Source organism: Pseudomonas sp. GM_Psu_1, from assembly GCF_026544185.1.
GTDB lineage: Bacteria > Pseudomonadota > Gammaproteobacteria > Pseudomonadales > Pseudomonadaceae > Chryseomonas > Chryseomonas oryzihabitans.
On record NZ_JALNUX010000014.1, the window covers coordinates 112748 to 120051 of the forward strand.

A 7304-nucleotide genomic window follows, 5' to 3' on the forward strand; every position below is an offset into this window, starting at 1 on the left:
CCTAGGCCCGGGCGATGCACCAGACGCCGGCACCGATCAGCGCCACGCCGGCCAGCTTGCCGAGGGTGACCGGGTCCTGGCGAAAGCCGGCCCAGCCGAAGTGATCCAGGCTCAGCGACATGGCCAGCTGTCCGGCGATCACCAGCGCCATGAACAGGGTGGCGCCGATGCGCGGACCGGCGAAGGCGGCCATGGCGATAAAGAACATGCCCAGCAGGCCGCCGCACCAGTGCCACCAGTGCAGGTCGCGCAGGACACCCAGGGTAGGGACACCACGCTGCCAGAGGGTCAGGCCCAGCAGGGCGACGAGACCGACCATGAAGGAAATGGACGCCGCGGCGAAGACGCTGCCGAGGTGCCGGGCGAGTTGACCGTTGATGCCGGCCTGCAGCGGCAGGCAGGCACCGGCGATGAAGGGCAGGACGAGCAGCCACCAGACGGGCATCGACAGGACTCCAGGAAAAAGGGGGCGCAGTATGCCCCAGTGGGTGGGCGAAGCGGTCGAACCGGCGACCTCCGGTCGGGCTCCAAGCTCTATCGAATTGCGGAGCGACCGCCATGACGCCACGGGTGGAAAAGCCTCTGCCAATCCGCGAGGAGCCGGGCCTGCAACGCTGGATCTGGCGCTGCGAGCGGCTGGGCTGGGTGTTGCTGGGCCTGTTCGTCGCCCTGGCCCTGGCCGGCCTGTTTGCCAGCGGCGGGCCCTGGGCCACGGCGACCCGGGTCAGCGCGGATGGCCAGCTCAGTGTCGAATACGAGCGCTTCCAGCGCCGGGGTGCGCCGGCGACCCTGACCCTGGAACTGGCATCCGGCCTCGACCGCATCGGCCTGGATGAGCGCCTGGTGGCCGACTGGACGGTGGAAGCCCTCTATCCCCAGCCGCTGCGCATGACCAGCAGCGACGGGGTACTCTGGCTCGATCTGGCGCCGGGAACGGGGTCGAGTCGACTGCACCTCGCCTTGCGCCCGGACCGCCTGGGCACCGTCGACTGGCGCATTCTGCGACCCGGCCAGCCACCGCTGGCACTCTCCGCCTTCATCTATCCCTAGGGAATTGCCATGGAATCCGTCCTGCGCGCCGCCGCCCTCTACGCCTTTCTGCTGGTGCTGTTTCGCATCACCGGACGGCGGGCGCTGTCGGAGATCACCACCTTCGATTTCGTCCTGTTGCTGGTGATCGGCGAGGCGACCCAGCAGGCGCTGCTGGGGGATGATTTTTCGGTGATCAATGCCTTCGTGGTGATCGCCACCCTGGTGCTGATCGACATCCTGCTGTCGCTGTTCAAGGAACGTTCGCCCCGGGTCGGGCGCTTTCTCGACGGGGTGCCGCTGATCGTGGTGGAGTACGGCAAGCCGCTGACGGAGCGACTGCGCAAGGCCCGCCTCACCGAGGAAGACATCCTCGAGGCGGCGCGGCAGAGTCAGGGGCTGGAACGGCTGGAGCAGATCCGCTTCGCGGTGCTGGAAAAGAACGGCCAGATCTCGGTGATACCCGAGCCGGGAGAAAAGTGAACGGACGTGAAAGCAGGAAGGGCAGGATGAGCCTGCCCTTCGCCCTGGCCTGGATCAGGCCGGATTACTGCTGGCCGCCACCGCCGCTGTTCTGACCGCCCTTGCGGCCGGCCTCGGACGCCTTCTCGCGGTCATTGGCGAAGTTGCCGCCACTGTTCTCGCCGCCCTTGCGCCCGGCTTCGGCGGCGCGCTCGGGGTCATTGGCGAAGTTGCCACCACTGTTCTGTCCGCCCTTGCTGCCCGCCTCGGCGGCGCGCTCGGGATCGTTGGCGAAGTTGCCCCCGCTGTTCTGCCCACCTTTGCTGCCGGCTTCGGCGGCCTTTTCGCGATCGTTGGCGAAGTTGCCGGGATTGGAGTTGTTGGTGCTCATCGTGAATTCCTCTTGATCGTGGGACGAAGGAGCCGGGTCCACCCGGACGTGGCTCCGCTACAAGGAGGGAAGCGCCTAGCGGCTACCACCCTTGCGTCCGGCTTCGGAGGCTTTCTCGCGATCGTTGGCAAAGTTGCCCCCGCTGTTCTGGCCGCCCTTGCGCCCGGCCTCGGCAGCCTTCTCGCGATCATTGGCGAAGTTGCCGGGATTGGAGTTCGAATTCTTGGTGGTCATGGTCGCTCTACCTCTTTTGGGAATGTAGTGCAGAACACATTGCCTGCCCTGGTATTGAGGAGCGGACGCGGCGAGGTTTCCCGGCCAGGGGATGGGTGGTCGCAGGCCATGGGCCACTACCAGGTCTGTATCTAAATTCGGCCGAGGCGCTGTCCAACCTTGCCGCTGGGTTGGACGGAGCAGAGAAGCTGTGCGAAGTGAAAAAGCCTGGACGCAGCGGCGCCGCTGCGTCCAATGCCTGTGGCTCTTACCTTGTACGACGGGTGGCAACGATTCTAGAAACCGTCAATGGGAATCTTCAGGTAACGGCGACCATTGGCCTCGGCGGGCGGCAGGGTGCCGGCGCGGATGTTCACCTGGATCGCCGGCAGGATCAGCGTCGGCATGGACAGGGTGGCATCACGGCGGGTGCGCAGGGCGACGAAGGCGTCTTCGTCCACTCCGTCGCGGACATGCACGTTGAGGGCGCGCTCTTCACCCACGGTGGTCTCGTGGCGCGCTTCGCGGCCGGCGGGCGGATAGTCGTGGCACAGATAGAGGCGCGTGGCCTCGGGCAGGGTCAGCAGCCGGCGGATCGAACGATAGAGGTCGCGAGCGCTGCCGCCGGGGAAGTCGCAGCGCGCCGAGCCGACATCGGGCATGAACAGGGTGTCGCCGACGAAGACATGGTCCTCTTCCACCTGGTAGGCCATGTCGGCCGGGGTGTGGCCGGGTACGTGCAGGGCGCGGGCGGTCAGGGCGCCGATGTGGAAGACCTCGTCGGGCTGGAACAGGTGATCGAACTGGGAGCCGTCCAGGCGGAATTCCGGCTCCAGGTTGAAGACGTCCTTGAAGGCGCCCTGGACCCGGCGGATGCCCTCGCCGATGGCGATGCGCCCGCCCAGTTGCCGCCGCAGATAGGGCGCGGCGGAGAGGTGGTCGGCGTGGGCATGGGTCTCCAGCAGCCACTCCACCGTCAGCCCCTGATCGCGCACGAAGCGGGCGACGCGATCCGCCGACAGGGTGGCGGTGCGGCCCGAATGCGGATCGTAGTCCAGCACCGAGTCGATGATGGCGCAGCGACTGCCGGGGGCTTCGTAGATCACATAGGTGAAGGTGGACGTGGTGGCGTCGAAGAAGGGTTCGATGCGCGGAGTCATGACCGGGCCTCGTCAAGCTGTGGGATGTCCCACCTTACCACGGGGCTCCGCCGCTCCGCGGCGTGCCTCGTCGCCGCAGCCCGTATGGACTACCGCAGACCGTTCGTCGCCCGGCAACGGAATTGCAACGGATGCAACAGGATGTTTCGATACCTCCGAGGTAACGTTCGCCGGTCAATCGCCGCTGCATCGAGGTCAAGCGTGTCTACATCCGGATCCCTGGCCAAGTCGGCGGCGCGGCCCCTGCGATTCGCCCTCGTCGGTGCTGCGGCCACTGGAGTACACATGGCCGTCGCTGCCCTGCTGTTGGGGGGATGGAATTGGCCAGCCTATATCGCCAACCTGGGCGCTTTTCTGGTCGCTTTCGGCGTTTCCTATCTGGGTCATCGCTATCTGACCTTCGCCCGTGCCGGCTCGCCCTGGCGCTTCCTGCTGGTGGCGCTGGCCGGCTTTGGCCTCAACAATTTGCTGCTGACCGGCTTGCTTGCCTGCGGTGTGCCGGTCCTCTATGCGCTCCTTGCCGCCACCGCCCTGGTGCCGGTATTCAGCTATCTGCTGTCGTCCCTGTGGGTGTTCCGATGAGCGATGCCGTGAAGCTTTCCCTGGTGGTGCCGGTCTTCAATGAAGAGCTGGCTATCGCGCTTTTTTACCAGGCAGTCTGCATCCATCCCGAGCTGTCGCGGCACGACCTGGAGCTGTTGTTCGTTGACGATGGCAGCCGCGACGGCAGCGCCCGAGTGCTGGAGCGCCTGCAACGAGAAGATCCGCGCGTGGTGCTGCTGCAGCTGTCGCGCAATTTCGGCAAGGAGGCGGCGCTGTTCGCCGGCATCGAGCACGCCAGGGGTGACGTGGTGATACCGCTGGACGTCGATCTGCAGGACCCTCTGGACGTCATCCCGCGGTTGCTCGAACAGTGGCAGCAGGGCGCCGACGTGGTGCTGGCCAAGCGCGTCAATCGCAGCAGCGACAGCCCGCTCAAGCGGCTGACCGCCGAGGGCTTCTATCGCCTGCACAATCGCATCGCGCAGACGCCCATCGAAGAGAACGTCGGCGATTTTCGGCTGATGAGTCGCGAGGTGGTAGACGCCATCCGCGAACTGCCCGAGCGCAACCTGTTCATGAAGGGCATTCTCTCCTGGGTGGGTTTCGACACCCGGGTGGTGGAATATGAGCGCGCGCCGCGCAGTGCCGGCTCGAGCAAGTTCAACGGCTGGAAACTGTGGAACCTGGCGCTGGAGGGCTTCACCTCCTTCAGCACCGTGCCGCTGCGACTCTGGACCTACCTGGGAGGTTTCGTCGCCCTGGTGTCCCTGGCCTACGCCGGCTATCTGATCTTCGAGAAACTGGCCTTTGGCAACCGGGTACCCGGCTATCCCTCGTTGATGACCGCCATCCTGTTCTTTGGTGGTGTCCAACTGATCGGCATCGGTGTACTGGGTGAGTACATCGGTCGCATCTATATCGAGACCAAGCGGCGACCGCGTTATGTGCTCAAGCGCGGGGCAAAGCGCGATGCCTAGTACCGCGCCTGCTGCATCTCCTTCAAGCGACTCAGGGTGCGGCGGAAGGGGAATTCCAGAAAGCCGCGGGTGTACAGCTGATCCAGGGGCACGGCGGCCTCCAGGTAGAGCGGGCGGCGGCGGTCGTAGGCTTCGTCGACCAGGGCGATGAAGCGGCGCACGGCGTCGTCCTGGGGCGCCAGGCGGGGCAGTTCGCGGTCGCCGGCCAGGACCCGCGTCGCGCCGTCTTCGGTGCCGCGGGCGATCCGGCCCGCACGGGGATCGCCGGACAGGCAGGGCACGCCGCTCAGCAACAGGGCGGGGAAACGGGTGCAGAGATCCATGAAGTCGGTGGTGGCCCAGGCGCCCTGGCAGAGCACGGCGAAATCCAGCCAGATCGCGCTGGAGGCCCGCTGCACCACGGGCAGCGGGCGCTCGCCGAGGATCAGGGGCGCGGTCGTCACGGCTTCTCCCGCGGTGAGGCGGGCAAAGGTCGTGGCGAGGGCGGTGGGATCGTCCACCCAGAAGCGCGGTTCGGCTTGGCCTTGGTGCAGGCGGTGATCCTGACCGCCGTCCACCTCCAGCACGTCCAGGTGTGCCTGCAGAGCGGCGATGGCGGGCAGCAGGCGCTCGCGATTGAAGCCGCCGGCATAGAGCTGCTCCGGCGGCTGGTTGGAGGTGACCACCAGCACCAGACCTTGGTCCAGCAGGGCGCGCAGCAGGCCGCCCACCAGGATGGCATCGCCGATGTCGCTGACGAAGAGTTCGTCGAAGCACAGCACCCGCACCTCGGCGGCCAGCTCCCGGGCCAGCACCTGCAGGGGATCGCGGGTGCCGGCAAGCTGGAACTGACGCTGGTGCACCCAACGCATGAAGTGGTGGAAGTGCTGCCGGCGGGCGGGCACCTGCAGACTGGCGTGGAACAGGTCCAGCAGCCAGGTCTTGCCGCGCCCGACCGGCCCCCAGAGATAGAGGCCGCGCGTCGGCCGACCCGCCAGCAGCGCCGCGTGGCAGGCTTCCAGGCGCAGGACAGCGGCCTCCTGGGCGGCATCGGGCAGGCGTTCGCCCTGGGCCAGGATCCGGCGGTAGGCGACGAGGGGGGCGGTGGTCATGGTCGCCACTCTAGCGCTCGACCTGGCGGCAGACCATGCCCCGGCGGAATGACGTGAGTCCTTTATAGCGTTTGAAGGCAAGCGGCCGCGGTTCGATAGTGCGAGACGATCCCTGCCGGACGCTTCCGGCACCTCTTTTCGTCCTGCCTGGAGCCCTGTCATGGCCGCCGATTCGACCCTGCACCTCGCCCACTGCCTCGCCTCCGTGGGCGTCTCCGAGATCCTCAAGATCACCGAACGCGCCAATGCCCTGCGCCGCCAGGGCGTCGATCTGCTGGTGCTGGGGGCGGGCGAGCCGGACTTCGATACCCCGGAGCACATCAAGGAGGCGGCGATCCAGGCCATCCGCGCCGGCCAGACGAAGTACACGGTGCTCGACGGCAGCCCGGCGCTCAAGGAGGCCATTCGCCGCAAGTTCGCCCGGGAGAACGACCTGGTGTTCGCCCAGGACGAGGTGACCGCCTCGGCCGGGGCCAAGCAGGTGATCTTCAACGCCATGATGGCGACCCTGGACCCGGGCGACGAGGTGATCATCCCCGCGCCCTTCTGGGTGACCTATGCCGACATCGTCACCATCCTCGGCGGCACGCCGGTGGTGCTGCCGTGCCGTGAGGAGGATGGCTTCCGCCTGACCGCCGAAGCCCTGGAGGCGGCCATCACCCCGCGCACCCGCTGGGTGATGCTCAACTCGCCCTCCAACCCCTCGGGGGCGGCCTATGGCGAGGAACACTATCGCCCGCTGCTGGAGGTGCTGCTGCGCCATCCGCAGGTCTGGCTGATGGTCGACGACATGTACGAGCACATCCTCTACGACGGCTTTCGCTTCGTCACTCCGGCCGCGCTGGAGCCACGGCTGCGCGAGCGGACCCTGACCATCAACGGCGTCTCCAAGGCATATGCCATGACCGGTTGGCGCCTGGGCTATGCCGGCGGACCCAAGGCGCTGATCCAGGCCATGGCCAGTGTGCAGAGCCAGGTGACCTCCTGCCCCTGCTCGGTCAGCCAGGCCGCGGCCATCGCCGCCCTGGATGGGCCGCAGGACATCGTGCGCGAGCGCTGCGAGCTGTTTCGCCAGCGGCGGGATCTGGTGGTGGACGCGCTGAACGCGGTGCCGGGCTTGTCGGCGCGGCGGCCCGAGGGGGCCTTCTATGTCTACGCCAGTTGCGCGGGGGTCTTGGGTCGGCGGACGCCGGGCGGGGAGCTGATCGACAGCGATACGGCCTTTGCCCGCTACCTCATGGACGAGGGCGGGGTGGCGGTGGTGCCAGGCTCGGCCTTTGGCCTGGCGCCTTACTTCCGGGTTTCCTACGCCACCTCGCACGAGGTGCTGCAGGAAGCCTGCCGCCGGATCGCCGAAGCGACCCGGCGGCTGCTGGCCTGATCAGCCGGCCGGCGGTGCCGGGGGCGCCGTTGATGGTCAGGGTCCGCTCGCGCAGCC

Annotated in this window: 9 protein-coding genes and 1 pseudogene; 5 read left to right on the plus strand and 5 right to left on the minus strand. The window is 67.3% G+C overall.

Going from position 1 to position 7304, the window contains the following annotated elements; translation table 11 throughout:
* Window position 1 precedes the first annotated feature (1 nt).
* Complete coding sequence (locus OXS31_RS20145; RefSeq protein ID WP_255211831.1) at window positions 2-451, minus strand: DMT family transporter; 450 nt, start codon at window positions 449-451, stop codon at window positions 2-4.
* A gap of 107 nt (window positions 452-558) precedes the next feature.
* On the opposite strand from OXS31_RS20145, the gene OXS31_RS20150 reads away from it, so the two are divergent.
* Together OXS31_RS20150 and OXS31_RS20155 are read left to right on the plus strand one after the other, a co-directional pair.
* Window positions 559-1050 (plus strand): hypothetical protein, encoded by a 492-nt coding sequence (locus OXS31_RS20150; protein ID WP_267401501.1) that lies wholly within the window; start codon window positions 559-561, stop codon window positions 1048-1050.
* Window positions 1051-1059: 9 nt separating this feature from the next.
* A complete protein-coding gene (locus OXS31_RS20155) occupies window positions 1060-1512 on the plus strand; it encodes a YetF domain-containing protein (protein ID WP_027597173.1) in 453 nt (150 codons plus the stop codon).
* Window positions 1513-1576: 64 nt separating this feature from the next.
* Here OXS31_RS20155 and OXS31_RS20160 read toward each other — a convergent pair whose 3' ends face one another.
* The 3 genes and pseudogenes from OXS31_RS20160 to OXS31_RS20170 form a co-directional block, all read right to left on the minus strand.
* The gene (locus OXS31_RS20160) at window positions 1577-1882 is read right to left on the minus strand and encodes a general stress protein (protein WP_007159629.1); all 306 of its coding nucleotides are present in this window, start codon (window positions 1880-1882) and stop codon (window positions 1577-1579) included.
* A gap of 75 nt (window positions 1883-1957) precedes the next feature.
* Window positions 1958-2092: pseudogene (locus OXS31_RS20165) on the minus strand (general stress protein); the annotation flags it as partial.
* A 299-nt stretch (window positions 2093-2391) separates the two neighbouring features.
* Window positions 2392-3255, minus strand: a complete 864-nt coding sequence (locus OXS31_RS20170; protein ID WP_181110479.1) for an MBL fold metallo-hydrolase — start codon at window positions 3253-3255, stop codon at window positions 2392-2394.
* Window positions 3256-3396: 141 nt separating this feature from the next.
* Here OXS31_RS20170 and OXS31_RS20175 point away from each other — a divergent pair, with 141 nt between their 5' ends.
* Window positions 3397-3837 (plus strand): GtrA family protein, encoded by a 441-nt coding sequence (locus tag OXS31_RS20175; RefSeq protein ID WP_223855411.1) that lies wholly within the window; start codon window positions 3397-3399, stop codon window positions 3835-3837.
* An 8-nt stretch (window positions 3838-3845) separates the two neighbouring features.
* Window positions 3846-4775: a glycosyltransferase family 2 protein gene (locus OXS31_RS20180; RefSeq protein WP_115946171.1), complete on the plus strand. Its 930-nt coding sequence runs from the start codon at window positions 3846-3848 to the stop codon at window positions 4773-4775.
* Here the strand turns inward: OXS31_RS20180 and zapE are convergent.
* Complete coding sequence (zapE, locus tag OXS31_RS20185) at window positions 4772-5866, minus strand: cell division protein ZapE (protein WP_267401502.1); 1095 nt, start codon at window positions 5864-5866, stop codon at window positions 4772-4774. The genes OXS31_RS20180 and zapE overlap by 4 nt on opposite strands.
* A 160-nt stretch (window positions 5867-6026) precedes the next feature.
* Between zapE and OXS31_RS20190 the strand changes: the two genes are divergently transcribed.
* Window positions 6027-7247, plus strand: coding sequence for a pyridoxal phosphate-dependent aminotransferase (locus OXS31_RS20190; RefSeq protein WP_267401503.1), 1221 nt, complete (start codon window positions 6027-6029; stop codon window positions 7245-7247).
* The last annotated feature ends 57 nt before the right edge of the window (window positions 7248-7304 follow it).